Below are 22,246 nucleotides of genomic sequence, written 5' to 3'. Positions count from 1 at the left end.
TTAAGCGGTTTCGGTGACGCCCGAAGGTTTGTCTTCGTCAGCCAGTTCAGTTTCGCCTTTGCCTTTGGAAATCTTAATTACGTACAGGGTAATTGCCAGCGTTGCGACCACACCGATGATGGTGGAGATTTGCATTGGCATACCAAAGCCCAGAGAGCTGTTGTTCAGGATGAAGGCAATACATACCGTGGTCATGAACGCTGCCGGAATGGTGGTGATCCAGTGCAGTTTGTTGTGACGTAGCAGGTAAGCCGACGCAGTCCACAGCATCATTACGGCTGTTGTCTGGTTAGCAAAACCGAAGTAGCGCCAGATGATACCGAAGTCTACTTGGGTCAGGATGCCACCAATCACGAACAGAGGCATCGCCATCAGCAGACGGTTACGCAGTGTTTTCTGTTCCATGTTGAAGTATTCAGCCAGGATCAGACGGCTTGAACGGAACGCCGTGTCACCTGAAGTGATTGGCAGGATAACCACACCCAGGAACGCGATGATACCGCCAAATACGCCCAGCAGACCAAACGATGCGCTGTAAACTACGTTACCAGGGCCGCCGTTTTTCACTGCTTCAGACAGAGAGTCCAGTGAGCCGAAGAATGACAGAGCAATCGCACACCAGATCAGTGCGATGATACCTTCACCGATCATTGCGCCGTAGAATACGAAGCGACCGTTCTTTTCATTCTCGATACAACGTGCCATCAGTGGTGACTGAGTGGCGTGGAAACCTGAGATAGCACCACAAGCGATGGTGATGAACAGCGCAGGCCACAGTGGCATGTCGTTCGGGTTCATGTTTTGCAGCATGTCGCTGACTTCAAAACCGCCCAGAATCTGGTGCTCGCTTGACACTGCGATTGCAGTGATCAGGCCAACTGACATGAAAATCAGCAGCGCGCCGAACAGTGGGTAAAAACGACCGATGATTTTATCCACTGGCACGATGGTAGCGATGATGTAGTAAGCAAAGATAATCACGACCATCGTCGACATGCTGACTGTCATGCTGGTTTGTTCGTTGATCAGGTTAGTGATCATGCCTGCAGGCGCCGAAACGAAAACCACACCAACCAGCAGCAGCAGAACAATGGCAAAAATGTTCATGAAGTGTTTTGCGCCATTGCCCAGGTAGCGGCCGGACAGAGAAGGAACAGAGGCGCCACCGTTACGGATTGACAGCATGCCTGAGAAGTAGTCGTGTGTTGCGCCGGCAAAGATACAGCCAATCACGATCCACAGCATGGCGGCAGGTCCATACAGTGCACCCATGATCGGACCGAAAATAGGGCCGACACCAGCAATATTAAGTAGTTGAACAAGATAGACTTTTGGCGTAGACATAGGAACGTAGTCGACACCGTCGGTTTTCGTGTGGGCAGGGGTTTGGCGTTTCTCATTGATGCCAAATACTTTCTCCACGAACGCGCCGTAGATGAAGTAACCGCCAATCAAGGCAGCGACACAGGTTAGAAACCACAACATAGCGTTTGTCCTTTGTTATTGAATTAGGTGTTAATGAATTAAGCTCAGACTGGATACTAAATTATCAATAAGCGAGCTTCATTGGGTTTCCGGGTCAGTGGTCGTATAGTGAATTAAGTGGTGTTTAACGCCGCTGAGTGGTTTTTAACGATTGGTTAGCGGTGAGTAACGCAGAGTCAGTGGTTATTGCCTATTTTTAAGGGTGAACGATTCATCCGATGGCTAAGTAAAGGTAAATAATGAAAAAAATAATGATGATGTTGGTCGTGGCTGGGCTGATGGGCTGCGCGGCCAGTGACAGTGAACTGGCCAAACAGGGCGACTGGTATCAGATTGGTTACAATGATGGCGTGGCCGGACATACTCAGCGTTCTAACAAAGCGTTGGCGGAACTGGGGCAAGCCAATCAGGCCGATTACAATCAGGGCTACGTCGAGGGAGTTAACGAGTACTGCAACCCGAACTTTGCCTACCAGATGGGCGTCAACGGCCAGTACTACGAAGGGGTGTGCGAAGGCACCGAACAAGCGCAGAAATTCCGTATGGAGTGGCAGCGCGGTTGGAACGAATACAACAACTAATCGACGCTGAGTAACAATAGCCATGCATGAAGAATATATCGCTCTGGCGTTAGCGGCGGTCGGCGTCGTGGGGCTGGGATGTCAGTGGCTGGCGTGGAAACTGCGTCTGCCAGCCATCTTGTTTTTGTTACTGGCGGGAATTGTCGCCGGGCCAGTGACCGGACTGCTTAATCCGCAACAACTGTTAGGCGAACTGCTGTTTCCGCTGATTTCACTCGCGGTTGCCGTGATTCTGTTTGAAGGTAGTTTGACCCTCAATTTCAAAGAGATTCGCGGTGTAAGCAACACCGTGTGGAGCATTGTGTCACTTGGCGCGCTCATCTCCTGGGGCGTCACCTCGTTTGCGACGCATGCCCTGCTCGGGTTTGATTGGCCGCTTGCGCTGCTGTTTGGTAGCTTGACCGTGGTCACCGGCCCAACGGTGATCGTGCCGTTGCTGCGCACCGTGCGCCCGAACGCCAAACTCTCCAATATTCTGCGCTGGGAAGGGATTCTGATTGACCCGCTCGGCGCGTTGTTTGTGGTGATGGTGTACGAGTTTATTGTCTCCAGCAGTGAAGCACACAGCTTACACGTGTTTGGGTTGATTTTGCTGGTCGGCGTTGGGCTGGGAGTGTTATCTGGCGCGGCAGTGGCGTATGTACTGCGCAACGGTGGTTTGCCGGAATATCTGCAGCCGTTTGCGGTTCTGAGCGTGGTGCTGGGCGTGTTTGCTGCATCCAATGCGCTGGAGTCAGAATCAGGGTTGCTCACTGTGACCATCATGGGCATGTGGCTGGCCAATGCTAAAGATGTCAATATTCAGCATATTCTGCACTTTAAGGAAAACCTCACTGTCCTCCTCATCACCGGGCTGTTTATTTTGCTTGCGGCGCGGATTGAAGTGGACGACTTCGCTGTGCTGGGGTGGAGTGCTTTGGCCTTGTTTGTGGTGATGCAATTAGTGTCGCGTCCGCTGTCGATTTTTCTCGCCACGCTGCGCAGCAGTTTGCAGTGGAAAGAGAAAGCGTTTCTGGCCTGGGTTGCGCCGCGTGGGATTGTTGCGGCATCGATATCGTCACTGTTTGCCATTAAGCTTGATTCGTTTGGTATGGCGGAAGCCAACTTGCTGGTACCGCTGACGTTTATGGTCATTATCGGTACCGTGGTGCTGCAAAGCATGACGGCCAGATCCGTTGCCGTAGCACTGAAAGTGGCTGAACCAGCGCCGAAAGGTTTCCTGATCCTCGGTGCGAACGATGTGGCGCGTCAGATTGGCACGGCGATTGCCAAGTACGATTGCCGTGTCGTGCTGACCGATTCCAACTGGGATTACATTCGCCAGGCACGCATGGCGGGGCTGGAGCATTATTATGGCAATCCGATCTCCAGTCACGCTGACGAATACCTTAACCTGATTGGGATCGGACACGTGTTGGCTCTCAGTCCGGATAAACACTTCAATATCATGGCGTGTATGCAGTTTCTGTCCGACTTTGGTGACAAGCGCGTGTTCTGTTTGCATGACAATGCCAATGGTAACAACAGTGATAAACACACCGTGGCGCAGGAGTATCACGGACTGCCATTTTTAGGTGGCGAGGTGAGTTATAAAAAACTGGCCAGCCTGCTGAATCAGGGCGGTGAAATCAAGCACACCAAACTGAGCGAAAACTTCACTTTTGACGATTATCAGCAGCAGCACAAAGAGAGTTATGTCCTGCCGCTGTTTGTAGTCGACCATCGTGGTCGGATTCAGATGTGTGCCGATGTCGCCAATTTCAGCGCTAAAGAGGGCGAAACTGTGGTTGCCCTGATCAAGAAAAGCCAGGAGAGCCGTTAACGGCTCTCGTTTTCTTCCTCTTCCATCGCGCGGCGCAGAAAACCGTCGGAGTCGGACAGTTTGGCTTTGGCTTGCGCGGCATCAACACCAGTCAGGTGCATCAGAATCGCCACCTTGGCATTGTTGTCGCTCTCGGCCAGCAGCGCTTCGGCGGTATGGCGGTCGCAATCTGTTGCTTGCATAACAATTCTTACGGCGCGCGCGACCAGCTTTTTGTTGGTCGCTTTCACATCCACCATCAGGTTCTGATAGCTTTTCCCAAGGCGAATCATGCTGGCGGTGGTGAGCATATTGAGCACCAGTTTCTGGGCGGTGCCCGATTTCAAACGAGTTGAACCGGTTAACGCTTCCGGGCCGACCACCGGACTGATGGCGATACTGGCCAATTCGGCAATCGGCGAGTTGGGGTTACATGATAGCGCCACGGTGACGGCGCCCAGATCGTTGGCGTATTCCAGTGCGCCAATCACATACGGCGTGCGACCACTGGCCGCAATGCCGACTAATACGTCCTGCGCGCTAAAGCCAATCGCTTTGAGATCATCGATACCCAGCAGCGGAGAATCCTCAGCGCCTTCCTGGGCGGTAAACATCGCGTCGCGTCCGCCCGCAATCAAGCCGATCACCATTTGATCTGAGACGCCAAACGTAGGCGGGCATTCAGAGGCATCGAGCACACCTAAACGGCCACTGGTGCCTGCGCCCATGTAAATCAGGCGTCCACCTTGCTTGAAGGCTTCGGTAATCCTATCGACCGCCAGTGCGATTTGAGGCAGGACCTTCTCAACGGCTAATGGAACTAATTTGTCTTGTTGATTGAGACGCTGCACGATTTCCTGCGAAGAAAGCAGGTCGATATCCATGGTGTCGGGATTACGACCTTCAGAAACCAGATGGGAAAGGGCAGCGAGCAGAGCATCGTTCGTCATGGTGGTTGTCCATATCTGTCATTTCAAAAATACAAAGCGTGGCCTAGTCGGCCGGATAAATCACACCGAGTGAGGTAAAGCGTGCGGCGCCAGTGACGCTGGGAAGATTGCTCGGCAGATTGTGCATGCGGCGTTGCGCCAGCCAGGCAAACGCCATCGCTTCCATATAATCGCCATCGACGCCTTTGGCGGTGGTCGGAGCCACTTGCCAACCTGGCAGCAAGGATTGCAATCGCTCCATTAACAGCGCGTTTTGCGCGCCGCCGCCGCACACCAAAAGCTCAGGTGCCGGACCTTGAGCAAAGCACTGCACATCATTGGCGATGCTGCGTGCGGTGAGTTCACACAGGGTGCGCTGCACATCGATAGCAGAGGCATCATGAGCGGCCAGTTTGTTGTCCAGCCATGGCAGGTTGAACCATTCGCGCCCGGTACTTTTGGGCGCAGGTTTAGCAAAATAGTCATCATTCAGCAGCGTGGTGAGCAGCGCGGTATCGAGTTCGCCGCTGCGTGCCCAATCACCATTGCTGTCATAAGCCTGACCAATATGGCGCTGGCACCAGCCATCCATCAACACGTTACCGGGGCCGGTATCATAACCAATCACGCCACCGCCGGGTTTGAGTACCGACACGTTGGCGATGCCGCCGATATTGAGCACCACCACGCTGGAATCGCGCACATCAAAAATCGTGCGGTGGAACGCTGGCACCAGTGGCGCGCCCTGGCCTCCCAGCGCGATGTCTTTACGACGAAAATCCGCCACGGTGGTAATGCCCGTGCGTACAGCAAGAATATTGGCGTCGCCAATTTGCAGGGTGAACGGCGTATCGCCGTTTGGCTGGTGGAACACGGTCTGACCGTGGTTACCTAGCGCGCGAATCTGACTGGCGTGATGGCCGCTGTGCTCAAGCAGCTTGAACACCGCATCGGCATACAGATGACCGAGCAAGTGATCCAGCGTGCCAATCTCTTGCAAATTGGTTTCCTGGCCCAGACATACCGCCAATAGGCGCTGTTTGAGGTCGGCGGGCATAGGCAGAAAATCGTGTGCCAGCAGTTCAATCTGATTGCCCGTCAGGGCGACCAGCGCCGTGTCGACGCCGTCCATGCTGGTGCCGGACATGATACCTATGTACAGTTCGCGTTCAGTCATTCTGTTATCCGATTGTCAGATTTCTCGTTTCCGAGGGCTAAGTCCTTAAAACTCATTGTAATTGAAAAACAAACTGAATAACCTCATTTGCTGTGACAAATTTTGACAATCCATCTTGATGAATTAAGGGGAAAAAATGGGACCGTTATGGCTAGACGTCGAAGGTTGTGAACTGACGGCGGAAGACCGCGAAATACTGGCGCATCCTACCGTTGGCGGTGTCATTCTGTTTGCTCGTAACTACCACGACAACCAGCAGTTACTGGCGCTGAACAAAGCGATTCGTCAGGCGGCGAAGCGTCCGATCCTGATTGGTGTGGATCAGGAAGGCGGCCGCGTGCAGCGTTTTCGTGACGGTTTCAGCAAGATCCCCGCAGCGCAACTGTACGCGCGCAGCGACAATGGCGAGCAGTTGGCCGAAGACGGCGGCTGGTTGATGGCGGCGGAACTGATCGCACACGATATCGATCTCAGCTTTGCGCCCGTATTGGATAAAGGTTTTGACTGCCGTGCGATTGGCAACCGCGCCTTTGGCGATGATGTGCAAACCGTACTGACTTACAGCAGCGCTTACATGCGCGGGATGAAATCCATTGGCATGGCAACCACCGGTAAACACTTTCCCGGCCATGGTGCGGTGATTGCCGATTCGCATCTGGAAACGCCTTACGATGAGCGTGATTCCATTGCCGCCGATATGGCGATTTTCCGCGCGCAGATTGAGGCCGGCATTCTGGATGCCATGATGCCAGCACACGTGATTTATCCGCACTATGATGCCCAGCCCGCCAGCGGTTCTCCCTATTGGCTCAAACAGGTTTTGCGTCAGGAACTGGGTTTTAAAGGCATTGTGTTCTCGGATGATCTGAGCATGGAAGGCGCGGCGATCATGGGGGGCCCGGCAGAGCGCGCGCAGCAGTCGCTGGATGCCGGTTGCGATATGGTGCTGATGTGCAATAAACGCGAATCGGCGGTAGCGGTGCTGGATCAGCTGCCGATCAGTGAAGTGCCGCAGGCACTGCCTTTGCTCAAACAGCAGAATTTCACCTTCAGTGAACTGCAAGCGACCGAGCGCTGGAAGCTGGCTTCTCAAGCCATGCAGCGTGTGATTGACGCGCACAGTTAGAAGACAAAGAAAAAGGCTCCCTGGGAGCCTTTTTCATCACAAGAGCTTAATAGACAATGTCTAGTGGAAGCCCAGCTTCTCTTTGAGCTCCTTCAGATAGCGGCGACTGACCGGTACCTGATGCCCCGAGCGGGTGATGATCTCTGCCAACCCGTTCTCCAGTAATTTGATTTCTTTGATCGCTTTGGTGTTGACCAAATACTGGCGATGGCAGCGCACCAAAGGCGTTTTCTCTTCCAGAATTTTGAGCGTTAACTGGCTGGTGGCACGCTGCTGATGGGTTTGCACGTGCACGCCACTGATATCACTGAAGGCAAACTCGACATCAATTGTCGGTACAATCACGATGCGGTTAAGGCCAATGCACGGCACCTGATCGAGGTTGCTCGGCGCCAGTACCGAGTAGTCTTGGGGTTTACTCATGCTGCGCACCAGGCGCTGAATGGTTTTTTCCAGCCTTGTTGGGTCAATCGGTTTGAGCAGGTAATCAAACGCATTATCTTCAAATGCTTGCAGCGCATATTGATCGTAGGCAGTGACAAACACTACTTTGGGCATGGTGTCCGGGTCGAGCATACCCAGCAGTTCTATGCCGGTGATTTGCGGCATCTGAATATCCAGAAACACCACCTCCGGTTTGAGCTGGTTGATTTTTTTCAGCCCTTCGATGGCGTTGTTGGCTTCGCCAATGACCTCGATTTCGCCGCTCTCTTCCAGCAATTCCGTCAGTTCTTCCCGAGCGAAGAGCTCGTCATCAATGACCAGTGCAGATAACATTAATACGTTCCTTTATGCGGAATGAGGAAGCTCATTCGCGTGTATTTATCGTGTTCCACTTCGATGTTGAGCGCAGAGGCAGCACCGAATTTGTAGGTCAGGCGTTTGGCAACAATTTGCATGCCGAGGCCATCATGATCTTCGCTCGGCGCTTGGTAGCTGCCAGCGTTATCTTCCACCACAATCCGGTGCCCGTGCTCCTCTTCAATACTGTAGATACGCACTTTGCCGCCTTCCAGCAGATTGGACGTGCCGTGCTTGATGGCGTTCTCGACCAAGGGCTGCAAGGTAAAGCTGGGCACATTGCGCTCCAGCAGCGCCTCGTCGATATCGATGTCGACATCAAGGCGGTCACTAAAGCGCGCTTTTTCAATTGTCAGGTAGGCGTTGACATGCGCCAGCTCTTCTTTGAGCGTTACGGTGCCGATGTTCTGTTTGAGGTTACTGCGAAAAAACTGCGACAGATGCTGGATCAGCTCGCGCGCTTTGTTGGGATCGCGGCGGATCACCGCGCTGATGGTATTGAGCGCGTTAAACAGAAAGTGCGGATTGACCTGCGCTTGCAGCAGTTTGATTTCCGCGCGCGACAGCAGTATCTGTTTCTCCTGATACTCACCATACAGAATCTGGCTCGACAACATCTGCGCGATACCCTCGGCCATCGACATATTGATGGTCGAAAACAGCTTACGTTTCGGTTCGTACAGCTTAATGGTGCCGATAACCCGATCACCTGCGCGGAGCGGAATGATCAGCGCCGAGCCGAGTTTACAGGTTTTCGACAAAGAACACTGATACGGGTGCTCTTTGCCATCAAGATAAATAATCGCGTTACGCGCAATGGCATCCAGCGTGCTTTGCGAAGAAATCGGTGTATTGGGTTTATGGTGATCATCGCCGATGCCCACGAAGGCGAGAATCTTTTCGCGGTCCGTAATCGATACCGCGCCGACGTTGGTTTGCTCATACACGATGCGCGCGATCTTCTCGGCATTCTGCGGGTTAAACCCCGCGGCCAGAATACCCACTGAACGCTCAGCAATGTTCAGTGCGCGGCGTGAAAACGTGGCGGAGTACTCTTCAAAGATGGTTTTACGATCCTGCAGAATGCTCATGAACAGCGCCGCGCCGACAGAGTTGGCAATGATCATCGGCGCTGCAATGGTGGAGACCAGCGCGTAGGCTTCGTCATACGGTTCAGCGATCAACAATATAAGCAGCATCTGCACAATTTCGGCAAACAGCGTGACGGCAAACACCACGCTGGGGCTGAACAGCAAACGGCCTTTGCCTTTGCGCAGCAAATACGTATGCAGCAAGCCGCCGATGATGCCCTCGGCCGTGGTCGAGACCGCGCACGCCACATCGGTAAAGCCACCTAACGTATAGCGATGAATCCCGCCGGTAAAGCCGACCGCAAAACCAATGAATGGCCCGCCGAACAGACCGCCCATTACGGCGCCAATCGCCCGCGTGTTGGCAATCGCATCGTTGATTTGCAGACCAAAGTAGGTGCCCATGATGCAGAACAGAGAAAACAGCACGTAGACGCTAAGCTTGTGGTTCAAGCGGCGCGAAATATTGAGCAGCGGTAAGAAGATGGGGGTCTTGCTCAGCATGTAAGCCAGAACCAGATACACACACATCTGCTGCAACAGAGAGAGAACTAAATCCATATACCTTTCTTCATTGAGTGCGTGACGATAATGCCCGGCCTTCAACCTCATGTTTATCACCGCTTTCTATGGTCTGCGGTTGGCAGGTCAGAGAAAGGGTGTGAATAGGGATATTTTAGGGGAGATAGAGCGAATAAAACACGCTTCATTCGTTAGTTTAGGTATTAAGATGCGAAAATGATGTGTGTAAATTAATTTTTACATAATATGTTTTTTAAAATTTACACTTGCATTGTTTTTAAAGGCTGTTAATTTGTTGGTTATTCGGTTTAAACGCTCAGAGATAACGTGAGTGTAAATTAATTTATACAGGTGATGCGATGAAAAAAAGTGAATTAAGCGATATCAACATTGTTGATGAACAGATACTGATTACTCCGGATGCACTCAAGGATAAGTTGCCACTGAGTGACAACGCGCGCCGTTTTATCCGTGAATCACGTCAGACTATCGCAGACATTATTCACAAACGTGATCATCGCCTGCTGATTGTGTGTGGCCCGTGTTCTATCCACGATGTGGAAGCGGCGAAAGAGTACGCCAAGCGCCTGAAAGCCCTGTCAGAACAACTGAAAGATCAACTCTACATCGTCATGCGTGTGTACTTCGAAAAACCACGCACTACCGTGGGCTGGAAAGGGCTGATTAACGACCCGCATCTCGACGGCACTTTTGATATTGAGCATGGCCTGCATGTCGGTCGCCAACTGCTGGTGGAACTGGCTGAGATGGAAATCCCTCTGGCGACGGAAGCTCTGGACCCGATCAGTCCGCAGTACCTGGCAGATACCTTCAGCTGGGCTGCGATTGGTGCACGTACCACGGAATCGCAAACTCACCGTGAAATGGCCAGTGGCCTGTCGATGCCAATCGGCTTCAAAAACGGTACAGACGGCAGCTTGTCGACCGCCATCAACGCGATGCAGGCTGCGTCATCCAGCCACCGTTTCATGGGAATCAACCGTGAAGGTCAGGTTGCACTGCTGACCACTCAAGGCAATGCTAATGGTCACGTGATTCTGCGCGGCGGCAAGCAAACGAACTACGATTCAGTGTCCGTCGCTGAGTGTGAAGAAGAGCTGGCGAAAGTGGGACTTGATTCTGCACTGATGGTCGATTGTAGCCATGCGAACTCGCGTAAAGATTACCGCCGCCAACCGCTGGTCGCTGAAGATGTGATTCACCAAATTCGTGAAGGTAATCAGTCTATTATCGGTTTGATGATTGAAAGTCACCTTAATGAAGGTAACCAGTCGTCTGACCTGCCGCTTGATCAAATGGCGTACGGCGTGTCTATCACGGATGCGTGTATTAATTGGGCATCAACTGAGGCATTATTACGCCACGCTCATCAAGAGCTGATTCCATTTTTAGAAAATCGCCTCAAAGGTTAAGTAAAGGATTGCCCATGGCCGTAGAACTGAATGAATTGCGTGATCAGATTGATGCTGTCGACAAGCAGATGGTGGAACTGTTGGCTCGTCGCCTGGCATTAGTGGAGAAGGTGGGGGAGGTTAAAAGTAAACATGGCCTGCCTATCTATGTTCCCGATCGAGAAGCGGCCATGCTGGCTTCTCGCCGTGAAGAAGCTGAGCGTAAAGGCGTTCCGCCGCAACTCATTGAAGATATTCTGCGCCGCACGATGCGTGAGTCATACGCCAGTGAAAAAGACTCCGGCTTTAAATGCCTCAACCCTGAACTGCGTTCGGTGGTGATCATCGGCGGTAACGGCCAGTTGGGTGGCCTGTTTGGTCGCATGTTCAGACTGTCAGGTTACCAGGTTAAAGTCTTGGGCAGTAAAGACTGGGATCGCGCCGATGAAATGCTCAGCGACGCAGGCTTGGTGGTGGTCACCGTGCCAATTCACCTCACCTTGGGTGTGATTGAAAAACTGGCCAATCTGCCTGAAGACTGCATTTTGTGCGACCTGACGTCGATCAAGTCTAAACCGCTGCAAGCCATGCTCAATGTGCACAAAGGCCCGGTAGTCGGCTTACACCCGATGTTTGGTCCGGATGTGCCGAGCATGGCGAAGCAGGTGGTGGTCTACTGTGACGGTCGTGGCGAAGAGCATTATCAGTGGTTGCTGAAACAATTTGGTATCTGGGGCGCGAGCCTGTGCCAGATTGATGCGGCAGAACACGATCACGGCATGACCCTGATTCAGGCATTGCGTCACTTTACGTCATTCGCTTACGGTCTTCACCTGTCGAAAGTGAACCCGAATCTGGCCCAGTTGCTGAAGCTCAGCTCACCGATTTACCGTCTTGAGCTGGCGATGGTCGGGCGCCTGTTTGGTCAGGATCCGAATTTGTACGGCGACATTATTCTTTCTTCGGAAGAGAACGTAGAAATGATTCAGCACTTCTACCGTAACTTTGGTGAAGCCGTAAAACTGATTGCCGAACACGACAAAGAGGGGTTTGTGCAGAATTTTGAAAAAGTCAGCCAATGGTTTGGCGACTACTCTCAGCAGTTCATGCTAGAGAGCCAGAATTTATTAAAACAAGCAAATGACTCGATTCATCGAGGCTAATCTCCCCCGGTAATTCGCGCTGCTTCGGCAGCGCTTTTTTTCGCCTGTCAGTTACTCTGCTTCGCTGTCTCCTAAGTCGGCCAGATATTCCATCTCGCGATGCAGCAGACTATCACTACCCACATTGAGCTCGACCAGACGTTTCAGATGACTGATGCTGTCGATGTCAATATGATCGATTTTTAGGCGCAGAATGCGTTCATCTTGACTGATCAGGCGCGCGGTCAGCGCGATATTGATGTCGCTGTCGGGCAACAGAAAGGTGACATCGACCAGTCGGGCCGGATCTAAATCCGGTTCATCGACCGCCCAAAGCAGCAGTCCGTGCAAAGACAAGTCCTGAATACAGGTCGCCAGCTGATAGTCTCCCTGAAAAAGGGTGGCCGGAGCCTGATAGATGATGCGGGAAAATCGGCGACGTTCAATCATAGCGTTCTCACTTTACTGGCTGGTTAAGCCTTTCAAGCATAGCAAACGTAGGGACATTACACTGAAAGAGTGATCGCGAAACACGGCAATAAAAAAGGCCGCTTAAAGCGGCCTTTGAACATTCCGGTGTGGAATTACTTAGAAATACGTTTGTATTTGATGCGGTGTGGTTCTGCCGCTTCAGGGCCAAGCGTTTTCTTCAGCCACTCCATGTATTCGCTGTAGTTTCCTTCGTAGAAGTTAACCTGACCTTCATCACGGTAGTCAATGATGTGGGTCGCGATACGGTCGAGGAACCAACGGTCGTGCGAGATAACCATGGCACAGCCAGGGAACTCCAGCAGCGCTTCTTCCAGTGCACGCAGCGTTTCTACGTCCAGGTCGTTGGTTGGTTCATCGAGCAGCAGTACGTTGCCGCCAGCTTTCAGCAGTTTCGCCAGGTGTACACGGTTACGCTCACCCCCAGACAGTTCGCCGATCACTTTTTGTTGATCCGAACCTTTGAAGTTAAAGCGAGAGCAGTACGCACGCGCTGGAATTTCAAAGTTGTTGATCTTGATGATGTCTGCGCCTTCCGAGATCTCCTGGAACACGGTGTTCTTGTCGTTCATTGAATCACGGAACTGATCCACTGACGCCAGTTTCACGGTGTCACCCATTTCGATAGTACCTGAATCGGGTTGCTCAACGCCGCTCAGCATCTTGAAGAGTGTCGACTTACCTGCACCGTTGGCACCGATGATGCCGACAATCGCACCTTTTGGCATGTTGAATGACAGGTCATCGATCAGAACACGGCCGTCAAATGACTTGCTCAGGTTCTTCACTTCGATCACTTTGTCACCCAGACGCTCGCCTGGCGGAATGAACAGTTCGTTAGTCTCGTTACGTTTCTGGTGATCCGTGCTTTGCAGTTCTTCAAAGCGAGCCATACGCGCTTTCGATTTTGCTTGGCGACCTTTAGGGTTTTTACGAACCCATTCGAGTTCTTTCTCGATGGTCTTTTGACGGGCGCTTTCTTGAGACGCTTCTTGTTGCAGACGCGCATCTTTTTGCTCTAGCCAAGAGGTGTAGTTACCTTGCCATGGAATACCTTCACCACGGTCAAGTTCCAGAATCCAGCCAGCAGCGTTGTCCAGGAAGTAACGGTCGTGCGTGATGGCCACAACAGTACCCGAGTAATCAACCAGGAAGCGTTCCAGCCAAGCCACGGATTCCGCATCCAGGTGGTTGGTTGGTTCGTCGAGCAGCAGCATGTCTGGTTTTTCCAGCAGCAGACGACAGATAGCGACACGGCGGCGTTCACCACCTGACAGATGGGCAATTTTCTGATCCCATTCTGGCAGGCGCAGCGCGTTAGCTGCACGCTCCAGCGCGTTCTCCAGATTGTGGCCATCTTTCGCTTGGATCAGCGCTTCCAGATCACCTTGCTCTTTAGCCAGCGCATCGAAGTCTGCACCGTCTTCGGCGTATGCCGCGTAGACTTCGTCCAGACGCTTCAGCGCGCCAGCCACATCAGAGACAGCTTCTTCAACCACTTCGCGAACGGTTTTTGATTCATCCAGCACAGGTTCCTGAGGCAGGTAACCTACTTTCAGACCTGGTTGTGGACGAGCTTCACCATCGATATCGGTGTCGATGCCCGCCATGATACGTAGCAGAGTCGATTTACCCGCACCGTTCAGACCCAAAACACCGATTTTTGCCCCTGGGAAGAAACTCAGGGAAATGTCTTTCAGAATTTGACGCTTAGGTGGCACAACTTTGCTCACCCGTGACATGGTATATACGTATTCAGCCATTGCCGATCGTTCCTAATCTTTCCAACAGAATAAAGTCGACATTCTATACTAAAGCAATGCCATTTGTTACTAGGGCCAGCGCTTTTCCAGCGTAAATGATGTAGCACTCAAATAGTGAATACTTACTTTGCAACCTATGCTGGCTTTTTATTCTCTGTCTCATTATTTACATCAAGTTTACATCTGGCTGCTTTACATTTAGCGCTAGAATTAGCGTAATGAACGTCGGTTAATTTAGCTTTAAAGGAATAAGAGCCATGACGCTTTGGTGGGTTTCAAAGCCGCATCGTCTTGTATCGTCAATGTTGATGTTCAGTTCATTGATCAGCGGCACAGCGTTTTCGAGCTCTTTGGATCTGGATGCTCAACGTGATCTCTACGATCAGGCCCAGCAATGGCTTGACGATAAAAATGTCGACGCGTTTAAAAAGAATCGGCGCAAGATCGCCGACTACCCGTTAACACCTTACCTTGACTATCGCAGTTTTCTGATTGATCTCGGCTCCAAACCGCCCATCGCGGTGCGGGCGTTTATCGATACGCATGACGATTTCCCCTTTTCCAACCGCATCAGCGCCCCATATCTGGATGCGTTGGCGAAGCAGGAGAAGTGGGGAACCTTGTTGCAATTCTCTCCCAATGAACCCAATGGTGAGACGTACCGCTGTTATTACTACAACGCCAAACTGCAAACAGGCAAACGTGCCGAAGCGTATGCGGGCGCGAAACGTTTGTGGCTCAGTGGTGGCAGTGTTGCGGATGCCTGTGACCCGCTGTTTGATGCCTGGGATAAACAGGGCGGTTTAACGGATGCTCTGGTCTTAGAGCGTATGGTGCTCGCGTTTGAAGGTCGCAACCGGGCGCTGATGAAATATTTGGTGAAAAAACTTGATAGTAAAGCCAGCGCTAACATCGCGCAGGAGATGATCGATCTATACGACAAGCCAGAAACCGTGGTGGCTTTTGCTCAGCGGCATCCGAAAGATGCGCTGGCGCACCGACAGGTAGAACTGGCACTGGAAAAGCTGGCGCGTATTGATGCGCTGAAAGCGCAGAGTCTGCTGGCCAATGTGGTCAACGCTCAGCGCTGGAGTGCCTCGCAACAAGCGCGCAGTGGTCAGTATATTGCGCGGCGAATGATGGATGTCGAGCCGCTTGAACTGCGCCAATGGCGTGATGGTGTGATTGCTGGCAGTGAGAACGTTGATTTGATTGAAACCCGCATCCGTGTGGCGCTACGCAATCTCGATTGGCAGGGTGTTGCTGATTGGATTGGCCAGTTACCGAACACGGAGCAAGCGACGACACGTTGGCAATACTGGCTCGGGCGCAGTGAAATGGCGCTGGGGCAACAAGACGCGGGAGCAAAACGGTTGCAGGCGATTTTGGGCGAGCGCAATTTCTACAGTGTCGCAGCCGCCAAAGCGGTGCAGCAGTCGGTGAAGTATCCGGTTTCGACGCTGGAGCTTGATCAAAACAAAGTACAGCCATATCAGACTTCGCTGGTGAGAATTCAGGAACTGATCGATCGCGACAAAATTGCCGCGGCGAAAAGTGAATGGAGCTGGCTGTTGAGCCGCGTCAGCCTGGCAGAAAAAGAGATGCTGGCAGCGTATGCCGCAAGCAAGAGCTGGCATCACCTGACAGTCACCGCATCGATTTCAGCGCGCATGTGGGACAATATGGCGCTGCGCTTTCCGATGGCACACCAGTGGTGGTTTAACTTCTATGGCGAAAAGCACGGCATTGATCCGATCATGCTGATGTCGCTTGCCCGTCAGGAGAGTGCAATGGATAGCGAAGCCCGTTCGCCTGTGGGCGCGCGCGGTATCATGCAAATCATGCCAGCCACGGCGCGTTATACGGCGAAGAAGTATCAGCTCAGCTACGATAATGCGGACGATTTGTATCAGGTGGGCAAGAACATTGAAATCGGCAGTCACTATCTCAACAGCTTGTTGGAAAAGTACGACAACAACCGTATCTTTGCGTTTGCCGCCTACAACGCTGGCCCGCAGCGGGTTGACCGCTGGCGTAAAGAAACGGATGGCAAGCTGGATGCTTACGCGTTCATTGAAGCCATTCCGTTTTCCGAAACGCGTGGCTATGTGCAGAACATTCTGATGTTTGAAACTTACTATCGGGACCTGATGGGAGTCGATGGTGCGTTTTTAAATGAGCATGAGGTTAAGACAAAATATTGATTCCGCTTGTGTGATCTCTACAATAGAGGGCATGTATCACTCAACGAGTACAATCATGTCACAACAACCTGAGTACAGTGACTGGTCGCAGCTGATGACATTAGTAAAACAAGCCGCAGACCAAGGGCAGCATGAGATGCTGTTAACGATGTTAATGACCCCGGACGAGCGTGAAGCGCTGGTGGCCAGGGTCAATATTCTCTGCGAACTGTTAAAAGGCGAGATGTCACAACGCCAGGTGAGTCAGATGCTGGGCGTGGGTATCGCGACGATTACTCGGGGCTCAAATGAGTTGAAGTCGCGTTCCGACAGCGACAGAGAAACGTTGAGTCAGTTGATTCTGAAATAAGTAAAGCCAGCCTTCGGGCTGGCTTTATTGTTTTGGTTCCCCGTCAATTCTCTACAGATTGTTCGGGAAATGTTCTGGGTTGGTAAACGGGATCAGCGCCAGAATCAAAGCCTGATGGTAAACCGAGCTGCGGGTCAGGTGGTGTTGTGTCAGCAAACCAATCGCGCCGCCTTTCTGTTTGATGTTATCGGTGCCGAACACTTCGTCCATCACATCGCCGAGCTCGTTGGCATCCGCCAGTTTGCTTAGGACTACAGGTGGCAGCATCAGGCTGGCCGAGCGTGATTCACCGCGTTGCGTGGCCGATTCAATGATCATCCAGGCAAATGTCACGTCGCCATCAATACCCGCTTCCAAACCGACATAAAAATCGCCGTCGGTAATACTCTGTTTGGCATTGCGGACGCGGTTGAGAGCTCCGAGCTTAGTCTCATGATCGCTCATGGGCTGATCGGCCACTTCGCTGGGTACGCTCACCCCCTGAAAAACACAGTGGTAATCAGGGAATACGGTTGAAAAAGCACTTTCCACTGCACGGATTTTGGCAGGGTTAAGAGAAGCAATGATCACCTTTTTCATAGAGTTCTGTAATCTCGTATTGTTGCTGCCACGCACGCACTTCACTCAGCGACATCGGCTTGCCAAAGAAGAAACCTTGCATGTAGTCGCATCGATAGCTGGCGAGCCACTGATGCATCTCTTCGCTTTCAATACCTTCCGCCGTCACTTTCATGCGTTGCGAATGGCATAGGTCGATGAGTGGCTTGATGACTTTTTGTTTGTTGGTGGCGATCAGTGTATCTAAAAACGCCCGATCAAACTTAATTTTGTGCACTGGATACTGCACCAGTTGGGCAATAGAAGTGTAGCCGGAGCCAAAATCGTCAATCGTGAGGCCATACCCCATGCGCGACAGTTCATGCAAAAGAGAGAAGCTTTTGGAGTCGGCGGCAAAGGTTTCGGTAATTTCAAAATCGACCCAACGCGGCGTGACTTGGTGCAATTGAGCCTGCTGGTGGATAAACTGCGCCAAATGCTGAGAGTCGAGTTCTGCCGACGACAGGTTAATCGAAATCTGCACAGGCTGGGTAAACAGATTGCGTAAAGTATTGAGCTCGGCAAAGGCAGATTCAACCACCCAGCGGTCGATTAGGCCAAACAATCCGGTTTGTTCAGCAATCGGAATAAATTCATCCGGCGATACTTCGCCCAGTTGCTCGGATTCCCAACGCAAGAGCACTTCAAACCCGGCCACTTTATGCCCGGAGCAGGTGAAATAAGGCTGATAGACCAGACTGAATTCCTGGTCAAAGTTGCCCAGTCGCAGCGCCCGTTCAATATTGTTGCGTCGCTGAACAATCTCATCGAGCTGCTGTGAATAGTGCGCGATCTGGTTTTTACCTGCGTTCTTAGCCTGATACATCGCAGTATCGGCATTGAGCAACAATTTCTCAATATGATCACCATCTTCCGGATAGGTCGCGATACCGATACTGGCGGTGATCGGGAAATGCCCCAAAGGCGAGTCGTCGTGTTTTTGAATCGGGTCGAGCAGGCGCTGGGCAAACTGATTAGCATTGTCATTTTTACGGTTGGGCGCGCAGAGCAGAATAGCAAACTCATCGCCGGAAAGGCGGGCAGCCAGACTGTAGGTGAAGTCCCGCAGTTTGAACTCCTCGCATAACCGGCGCACATGATCGGCGAAGCTGACCAACAACGAATCACCAATCTGATGACCGTATTTGTCGTTCACATATTTGAAGTTGTCGAGGTCGATATACAGCACCCAGATATGGCTGTTGCGCGGCGTTTCCTGCAAGGTGCGTTCGGCCTGAACCTGAAACTGACGACGGTTTGCCAGCTTGGTCAGGTGATCATATTCGGCAAGCGTCTTGGTACGCTGATAGGTGGTATCAAGCTCGGTGTACATCGCGTAGAAGCGCGAAGAAAGACGGCTGAGTTCATCACTGCCGTTGAGAATTTCGATATTTTTGCGTTGTTTGTTTTCGACTTCCTGAAGCTGCTTATCGAGGCGCAAAATCGGGTTAATCATGTACTTATAGAGCAGAATCAGCAGCAACAGCACCGTGATGAGTGCCGACATACCAAAAGAGAGAGTCAGTTCTTTGTATATCTGATCCAGATGGGTACGCAGTAACATCGGCGCCGGGTCGAGAATCGCATACATACCGGGTTGCAGTTCAACACTTTGAGTCAGTTTTTGCGGATTTTCCGGAGGGTGGTCCTGAAAGAAAATCTGGCTTCGGTTGTCGAACTCAATCTGCTGACGCAGGGCGTTGAACTTATCCAATACGACATACACTACAATAAAGAACACTTCATTGCGGTTATAACTCAGCGGCGTTTGCAGGGTTTTGGTATCAAGGGCGTCGTAGCGAACCAAAATGCCTTCACCTGCGGAGTTTTCGGTGTAGCTGATGTCGGAAGTTTTACCGGTCTGATTAAAGCGCTGGTCGACGAACTGTTTCACCAACGGATCCATTTGTGCAAACGGGTCGTAGCTGTTTTCTGCGTAATACAGGATCTTGCGGTTACCATCGAGAATGGAGAGCGCGACGTACTGGGAATCGTTCGGTTGCAGAATACTGATGGTTTCGTGCAGGTTATCCACCAGTTCCAGTTCGCGATAGGGATTGTGTTCGTAATAGAAATAGTGGCGAATGATGTCGCTTTTGGCGAGGGTGAACGAATAGCTATTTACCAGAGCGCTGGTTTGTCTGAAATGGCTGGCCAGTTTCTCCATATTTAGCTGCAGGTAGCTATCGGTCTTTTTAAGTAGTGCGTCTTTCTGACTGCTGTAAATAATATAGCTGGACGCTGCTGCACTGAGCAGAATCACCGGAGCAATCAGCAGAAGAATTCTATGGTTGAGCTTCATGTTGGTTGATCACACTGTTAATTATTTTAGCTCTGACGTTTAGGTTGCCCGGTGAAATCTCGCTGTCAATGATGCCCCGGTCAATCAAGTAGGGTGAGGGAAACAGGCTTGAGTCGTTGCGATACTCTTCCGTCATCAATGAGATGGCACTCAGGTTGGGCGTAGCGGCTTGTATATCTTCGGCGTTCATGGCTGCGATTTCAGGCAGCATCAGGAAATCAAGAAACGCTTTGGCCTCCTGTTTGTTCACGGAATGACTGTTGACTGCCATGCAGTCCACCCACAGGTAAGGTCGCCCTTCCGGCAGGCTAAAGCCCCAGTCATCGTTTTCATAGAAGCGGTTTAACGAATATTGATCGCCACTGTAAGCCAATGCCATATATAAGTTATCAGTTTTGGCATGGCTTCGAACGTAACTTAATGCATATTCGTAGGTCAAGATATTTGGGTTGGATTGTTCAAGTGCCTGATAAGCCGCTTTCAATGCCTCCACTGATTCGGTGATCGGCGAGTATCCGAGGGTATAGAGAGCGGGTAGCAAAGTTTCGACGCTGTCAGAAATCAGCCCGACATGGCCTTTCATATCATCACTGATATTGACCAGTTGCGACCATTGAGTCGGCGGTGCCGGCAATTTGCTTTTGCGATAAGCAATGCCTACATAGCCCCAAAAATAGGGGACGGCATGAGAGCCGCACGCCTGGTTCCATTTCTCGGCATTATTGTTGCGATGGGGCAAAGTCGAGAGATCTTCAAACACATCCTGGCGAGAGAAGATGTGTGCGGAGACATTATCCAGCACCACAATATCAAACGGCAGTTGAATACTTTTCAGCATCAACAGGCTGCGTTCATCGTCGTTATCGAAGTGATACAGATGAATCGCGCTATCAGGATTGGCTTGGTTCCAGGCGTCAATGACCCGTGGTGAAAGGGTATCTTCCCACAAGTAAACATTGAGTTCGGAACTCTTGACGGGCACCGACAGGATACTGAGCCCTAACAGTGCCGAGAGAATAGTTTTTGTCATCCGTTTGAGTTCGTCCGGCCACTACCGGAACGATATCCTTGTTCTGCGACACTCAAATGCGACGAACGTATCCGCCGGCAGTGCACTTATGACCACTCGTTAAATTTGCAGTGGTCATTATAGGGATTGGATATGCAACTACCAGCGTTTGCAGCGAAATGTATGATTCAGTTATCGTTCAGCAAGCTTAACCTGAGTCGGCTTCACATTTTCGCTTGGATAACAGCCCAGCACTTTGAGGTGACGAGTCAGGCGCGTCAGTTCAACCAGAGCCTGCTGCATCTCTTCGGAATCCAGATGTGCCTCCAGATCGACGTAAAACATCTCTTCCCATGGGTTCCCCATAATTGGGCGTGATTCCAGCTTAGTCATGTTGATGCCGTAACGTTGCAGCACTAACAGCGTGGAGACCAATGAGCCTGCTTCTTGCGAGGTGGACATGATCAGCGTGGTTTTAGCCGGGATTTGCGGTGAGACTTCAACCGGTTTGCGCGCGACCACAATAAAGCGGGTATGGTTTTCGGTCTGATTGGCGATGTTGCCCTGAATGGCTTGCAGGCCGTAAAGTTTACCGCTTGATGCATTGCCAATCGCAGCAACATCTGTGCGATTCAGTTCCTGTACCTTCTTCATTGCATCGGCCGTACTCGCGCAAGTTTCCAGCTTGACGCCTTTCAGGCGGCTTAGGAATTCGCTGCATTGCTGATGTGGCTGTGGGTGTGAATACAGCACTTTGAGGTCTTCCAGGCGAATGTCTGTCGTCGCAACCAGGCAGTGCTCAATCGGCTGAGTGATTTCACCGACAATATACAGCGTGGTGTGTTGCAGAAGGTCGTACACTTCGTTGATTGAACCGGAACTGGTATTTTCAATCGGCAGTACGCCGTAGTCGGCATGGCCGGACTCTACGGTTCGGGTGACTTCTTTGAACTGCTCACAGTTGAGTTCAATCAGCTCGGTATTTTTGCGGCTGAAGTATTCACGAGTGGCCAGATGTGAGTAGGAGCCTTTAGAGCCAAGAAACGCCACACGCGCCAATGGTTTGCGACTTTGTGGGTTAGCCAGATTCTGTAAGTAAGCCTGCTGCAGGAGAACCGAATCTTCAATGATGGTGTGGAATAGTTTGGTGATGTACTGAGCATCAAGTTGGTATTTGTCTTTACCCGCGTGGATCAGTTTGACAAGCAGTTGCTGCTCACGTGCGGCGTCGCGCACAGGTTTGGATGTTTCGACTTTGCTCTTTGCTACTTCAATGCTGAGTTTACGGCGCTCTGAGAACAGGCTCAGCAGTTGGTCATCAAGTTCATTTAAGCGCAATCGAATCTCTTCGAGCGAGTACTGTTTGTCTGTCATGCAAATTATCCTTATAAAAAAACCTCCCAGTGGGAGGCTTTCTGTTCGTTTTTGACTTTTCTTTCGTAAACGAGCACGCCCCCAAGGTTATT

The 22,246-nt window shown here is 51.5% G+C and carries 18 protein-coding genes and 1 other annotated feature (1 of these 19 cut by a window edge); of the genes, 7 read left to right on the top strand and 11 right to left on the bottom strand.

Annotated elements, in window-relative coordinates:
* A complete protein-coding gene (locus LGV68_RS16525; protein WP_024373694.1) occupies positions 1-1,485 on the bottom strand; it encodes a carbon starvation protein A in 1,485 nt (494 codons plus the stop codon).
* Between the two features lie 239 nt (positions 1,486-1,724).
* Here LGV68_RS16525 and LGV68_RS16520 point away from each other — a divergent pair, with 239 nt between their 5' ends.
* Complete coding sequence (locus LGV68_RS16520; protein WP_100268282.1) at positions 1,725-2,066, top strand: DUF2799 domain-containing protein; 342 nt, start codon at positions 1,725-1,727, stop codon at positions 2,064-2,066.
* 22 nt (positions 2,067-2,088) lie between these two features.
* Entirely contained in the window at positions 2,089-3,888 is a 1,800-nt protein-coding gene (locus LGV68_RS16515) for a sodium:proton antiporter (protein WP_171933883.1), read from the top strand.
* Here the strand turns inward: LGV68_RS16515 and murQ are convergent.
* Both murQ and LGV68_RS16505 read right to left on the bottom strand, forming a co-directional pair.
* Positions 3,885-4,817, bottom strand: coding sequence for an N-acetylmuramic acid 6-phosphate etherase (gene murQ / locus LGV68_RS16510; protein WP_020430567.1), 933 nt, complete (start codon positions 4,815-4,817; stop codon positions 3,885-3,887). The two genes, LGV68_RS16515 and murQ, sit on opposite strands and share 4 nt — an antisense overlap.
* A 43-nt stretch (positions 4,818-4,860) precedes the next feature.
* Entirely contained in the window at positions 4,861-5,973 is a 1,113-nt protein-coding gene (locus tag LGV68_RS16505) for an anhydro-N-acetylmuramic acid kinase (RefSeq protein ID WP_252535682.1), read from the bottom strand.
* 136 nt (positions 5,974-6,109) lie between these two features.
* Between LGV68_RS16505 and nagZ the strand changes: the two genes are divergently transcribed.
* Positions 6,110-7,099, top strand: coding sequence for a beta-N-acetylhexosaminidase (gene nagZ / locus LGV68_RS16500; RefSeq protein ID WP_222744574.1), 990 nt, complete (start codon positions 6,110-6,112; stop codon positions 7,097-7,099).
* 60 nt (positions 7,100-7,159) lie between these two features.
* Here the strand turns inward: nagZ and btsR are convergent, their stop codons facing one another.
* Positions 7,160-7,876: a two-component system response regulator BtsR gene (gene btsR / locus LGV68_RS16495; RefSeq protein ID WP_020332100.1), complete on the bottom strand. Its 717-nt coding sequence runs from the start codon at positions 7,874-7,876 to the stop codon at positions 7,160-7,162.
* Entirely contained in the window at positions 7,876-9,552 is a 1,677-nt protein-coding gene (locus LGV68_RS16490; RefSeq protein WP_024373699.1) for a sensor histidine kinase, read from the bottom strand. The genes btsR and LGV68_RS16490 overlap by 1 nt, the downstream gene beginning before the upstream one ends.
* 320 nt (positions 9,553-9,872) lie before the next feature.
* Between LGV68_RS16490 and LGV68_RS16485 the strand changes: the two genes are divergently transcribed.
* Together LGV68_RS16485 and tyrA are read left to right on the top strand one after the other, a co-directional pair.
* Positions 9,873-10,946 carry a 3-deoxy-7-phosphoheptulonate synthase gene (locus LGV68_RS16485; protein ID WP_047461292.1) on the top strand — a complete coding sequence of 358 codons (1,074 nt, stop codon included), beginning with the start codon at positions 9,873-9,875 and terminating at the stop codon, positions 10,944-10,946.
* 14 nt (positions 10,947-10,960) lie between these two features.
* Positions 10,961-12,088, top strand: a complete 1,128-nt coding sequence (gene tyrA / locus LGV68_RS16480; RefSeq protein ID WP_020430575.1) for a bifunctional chorismate mutase/prephenate dehydrogenase — start codon at positions 10,961-10,963, stop codon at positions 12,086-12,088.
* A gap of 51 nt (positions 12,089-12,139) precedes the next feature.
* Here the strand turns inward: tyrA and LGV68_RS16475 are convergent, their stop codons facing one another.
* Both LGV68_RS16475 and ettA read right to left on the bottom strand, forming a co-directional pair.
* Positions 12,140-12,517 carry a PilZ domain-containing protein gene (locus LGV68_RS16475; protein ID WP_020332104.1) on the bottom strand — a complete coding sequence of 126 codons (378 nt, stop codon included), beginning with the start codon at positions 12,515-12,517 and terminating at the stop codon, positions 12,140-12,142.
* Positions 12,518-12,651: 134 nt separating this feature from the next.
* Entirely contained in the window at positions 12,652-14,319 is a 1,668-nt protein-coding gene (gene ettA, locus LGV68_RS16470; RefSeq protein ID WP_020332105.1) for an energy-dependent translational throttle protein EttA, read from the bottom strand.
* 257 nt (positions 14,320-14,576) lie between these two features.
* Here ettA and sltY point away from each other — a divergent pair, with 257 nt between their 5' ends.
* Together sltY and trpR are read left to right on the top strand one after the other, a co-directional pair.
* A complete protein-coding gene (gene sltY / locus LGV68_RS16465) occupies positions 14,577-16,523 on the top strand; it encodes a murein transglycosylase (protein ID WP_020332106.1) in 1,947 nt (648 codons plus the stop codon).
* Between the two features lie 55 nt (positions 16,524-16,578).
* On the top strand, positions 16,579-16,872 hold the full coding sequence (gene trpR, locus LGV68_RS16460) for a trp operon repressor (RefSeq protein WP_020332108.1): 294 nt from the start codon (positions 16,579-16,581) through the stop codon (positions 16,870-16,872).
* Between the two features lie 51 nt (positions 16,873-16,923).
* Here trpR and yjjX read toward each other — a convergent pair whose 3' ends face one another.
* From yjjX to pheA, 4 genes are all read right to left on the bottom strand, one after another.
* Positions 16,924-17,451 (bottom strand): inosine/xanthosine triphosphatase, encoded by a 528-nt coding sequence (gene yjjX / locus LGV68_RS16455; protein WP_252535681.1) that lies wholly within the window; start codon positions 17,449-17,451, stop codon positions 16,924-16,926.
* Positions 17,423-19,771 carry an EAL domain-containing protein gene (locus LGV68_RS16450; RefSeq protein WP_020430580.1) on the bottom strand — a complete coding sequence of 783 codons (2,349 nt, stop codon included), beginning with the start codon at positions 19,769-19,771 and terminating at the stop codon, positions 17,423-17,425. Before LGV68_RS16450 ends, yjjX begins: the two co-directional genes overlap by 29 nt.
* On the bottom strand, positions 19,755-20,801 hold the full coding sequence (locus LGV68_RS16445; RefSeq protein ID WP_020430582.1) for a spermidine/putrescine ABC transporter substrate-binding protein: 1,047 nt from the start codon (positions 20,799-20,801) through the stop codon (positions 19,755-19,757). The genes LGV68_RS16450 and LGV68_RS16445 overlap by 17 nt, the downstream gene beginning before the upstream one ends.
* A 171-nt stretch (positions 20,802-20,972) precedes the next feature.
* Complete coding sequence (gene pheA, locus LGV68_RS16440; protein WP_020430584.1) at positions 20,973-22,154, bottom strand: prephenate dehydratase; 1,182 nt, start codon at positions 22,152-22,154, stop codon at positions 20,973-20,975.
* 13 nt (positions 22,155-22,167) lie between these two features.
* Positions 22,168-22,246, bottom strand: a sequence feature (Phe leader region); it runs 41 nt beyond the window's last position.

The organism is Vibrio sp. LQ2 (assembly GCF_023920125.1).
Lineage (GTDB): Bacteria > Pseudomonadota > Gammaproteobacteria > Enterobacterales > Vibrionaceae > Vibrio > Vibrio fluvialis.
This window is presented reverse-complemented; position numbering and strand designations above follow the sequence as displayed.

Bases quoted from the DNA above. Each gene is read 5' to 3' on its own strand.
- LGV68_RS16525 (WP_024373694.1), bottom strand. From the start codon at position 1,485: ATGTTGTGGTTTCTAACCTGTGTCGCTGCCTTGATTGGCGGTTACTTC.
- LGV68_RS16520 (WP_100268282.1), top strand. From the start codon at position 1,725: ATGAAAAAAATAATGATGATGTTGGTCGTGGCTGGGCTGATGGGCTGC.
- LGV68_RS16515 (WP_171933883.1), top strand. From the start codon at position 2,089: ATGCATGAAGAATATATCGCTCTGGCGTTAGCGGCGGTCGGCGTCGTG.
- murQ (WP_020430567.1), bottom strand. From the start codon at position 4,817: ATGACGAACGATGCTCTGCTCGCTGCCCTTTCCCATCTGGTTTCTGAA.
- LGV68_RS16505 (WP_252535682.1), bottom strand. From the start codon at position 5,973: ATGACTGAACGCGAACTGTACATAGGTATCATGTCCGGCACCAGCATG.
- nagZ (WP_222744574.1), top strand. From the start codon at position 6,110: ATGGGACCGTTATGGCTAGACGTCGAAGGTTGTGAACTGACGGCGGAA.
- btsR (WP_020332100.1), bottom strand. From the start codon at position 7,876: ATGTTATCTGCACTGGTCATTGATGACGAGCTCTTCGCTCGGGAAGAA.
- LGV68_RS16490 (WP_024373699.1), bottom strand. From the start codon at position 9,552: ATGGATTTAGTTCTCTCTCTGTTGCAGCAGATGTGTGTGTATCTGGTT.
- LGV68_RS16485 (WP_047461292.1), top strand. From the start codon at position 9,873: ATGAAAAAAAGTGAATTAAGCGATATCAACATTGTTGATGAACAGATA.
- tyrA (WP_020430575.1), top strand. From the start codon at position 10,961: ATGGCCGTAGAACTGAATGAATTGCGTGATCAGATTGATGCTGTCGAC.
- LGV68_RS16475 (WP_020332104.1), bottom strand. From the start codon at position 12,517: ATGATTGAACGTCGCCGATTTTCCCGCATCATCTATCAGGCTCCGGCC.
- ettA (WP_020332105.1), bottom strand. From the start codon at position 14,319: ATGGCTGAATACGTATATACCATGTCACGGGTGAGCAAAGTTGTGCCA.
- sltY (WP_020332106.1), top strand. From the start codon at position 14,577: ATGACGCTTTGGTGGGTTTCAAAGCCGCATCGTCTTGTATCGTCAATG.
- trpR (WP_020332108.1), top strand. From the start codon at position 16,579: ATGTCACAACAACCTGAGTACAGTGACTGGTCGCAGCTGATGACATTA.
- yjjX (WP_252535681.1), bottom strand. From the start codon at position 17,451: ATGAAAAAGGTGATCATTGCTTCTCTTAACCCTGCCAAAATCCGTGCA.
- LGV68_RS16450 (WP_020430580.1), bottom strand. From the start codon at position 19,771: ATGAAGCTCAACCATAGAATTCTTCTGCTGATTGCTCCGGTGATTCTG.
- LGV68_RS16445 (WP_020430582.1), bottom strand. From the start codon at position 20,801: ATGACAAAAACTATTCTCTCGGCACTGTTAGGGCTCAGTATCCTGTCG.
- pheA (WP_020430584.1), bottom strand. From the start codon at position 22,154: ATGACAGACAAACAGTACTCGCTCGAAGAGATTCGATTGCGCTTAAAT.